Here is a 1,025-nt window from a genome sequence, read left to right on the forward strand (position 1 = left end):
GGGCAACGACGCCGCCGTGGCTTCGCCGGATCGCAGGGGCATTTCGAGCTCAACGTCTACAAGCCGATGATGGCCTACAACGTGCTGCAATCCATGCAGCTCATCGGGGACGCCAGCACCGCCTTCACCGACAACTGCGTCGCGGGCATCGAGGCCAACGAGGAGCGGATCAACAAGCTGATGCGCGAAAGCCTGATGCTCGTCACCGCGCTGGCGCCAACCATCGGCTATGACAACGCCACCACGGTTGCCAAGACAGCGCACAAGAATGGCACCACCCTCAAGGAGGAGGCGATCAACCTCGCTTCGTCGATGCCGAGACCTTCGACCGCGTGGTGCGCCCCGAGGAGATGATCGGCCCGAAATGAAGCCGGTGAACCTGAACCAGTTCAGGAAGCAGAAGGCGCGGGCCGAGAACAGGGCCCGCGCCGACGCCAATGCCGCGAAGTTCGGTCGCAGCAAGGCCGAGAAGGCGCGCGATGCAGCCGAGGCCGATGCGGCGGCAAGGCGGCTCGACGGGCACCGCCGCGACGATGAGTGACGGCCGTCCCGTCAAACGCTCCCTGACGCTCAGGGGGCACCGCACCAGCGTATCATTGGAAGACGTGTTCTGGCGTGCCTTCCGGGACATCGCGGCCGCCGAAGGCACGACGATCAACGGACTTGCCGCCGAGATCGACGCGGGCCGGGGCGATGTCGGGCTGGCGTCGGCGATCCGGGTCTTCGTGCTGCGGCGGTTCATGAATCGTTGAGGGGCACGTGTTGGCGTCGGCTCCTGACCACCCTGCCCGCCTCAATCGATCCCGAACGATGGATGGCCAAATCTTTGCCACGCGCGCCGCGACTTCCTGCAGGATCGTCAGATGCAGCCTGTGCGATGTCGACTCGATCGTCGGACGCACCCGCTTATTGCACGAGATCGAGCGGCGCAGTTGTCGCGCCATCGAGAACGCCCGGCAGGTCGTGATCTTCTGCAACCGCGATCCGGTCCGGCCTTTTGCACTGACACGTTCCTTCGAAGAACG

Annotated in this window: 3 protein-coding genes and 1 pseudogene; all 4 read left to right on the top strand. The window is 64.9% G+C overall.

The window, feature by feature from the left end; genetic code table 11:
- Window positions 1-368 (top strand): annotated as a pseudogene (locus MBELCI_RS18875) (class II fumarate hydratase); the annotation flags it as partial.
- A complete protein-coding gene (locus tag MBELCI_RS18880; protein WP_021695829.1) occupies window positions 365-541 on the top strand; it encodes a DUF4169 family protein in 177 nt (58 codons plus the stop codon). The pseudogene MBELCI_RS18875 and the gene MBELCI_RS18880, both read left to right, overlap by 4 nt.
- Complete coding sequence (locus MBELCI_RS18885) at window positions 534-752, top strand: ribbon-helix-helix domain-containing protein (protein ID WP_045320566.1); 219 nt, start codon at window positions 534-536, stop codon at window positions 750-752. The genes MBELCI_RS18880 and MBELCI_RS18885 overlap by 8 nt, the downstream gene beginning before the upstream one ends.
- Before the next feature lie 58 nt (window positions 753-810).
- Window positions 811-1,025 (top strand): hypothetical protein (locus MBELCI_RS22190; protein WP_052512783.1); only part of this gene is annotated, 215 nt, incomplete at its 3' end.

Origin of the sequence: Limimaricola cinnabarinus LL-001, from assembly GCF_000466965.1 — a bacterium.
Taxonomy (GTDB): domain Bacteria; phylum Pseudomonadota; class Alphaproteobacteria; order Rhodobacterales; family Rhodobacteraceae; genus Limimaricola; species Limimaricola cinnabarinus.

Bases quoted from the DNA above. Each gene is read 5' to 3' on its own strand.
- MBELCI_RS18880 (WP_021695829.1), top strand. From the start codon at position 365: ATGAAGCCGGTGAACCTGAACCAGTTCAGGAAGCAGAAGGCGCGGGCC.
- MBELCI_RS18885 (WP_045320566.1), top strand. From the start codon at position 534: ATGAGTGACGGCCGTCCCGTCAAACGCTCCCTGACGCTCAGGGGGCAC.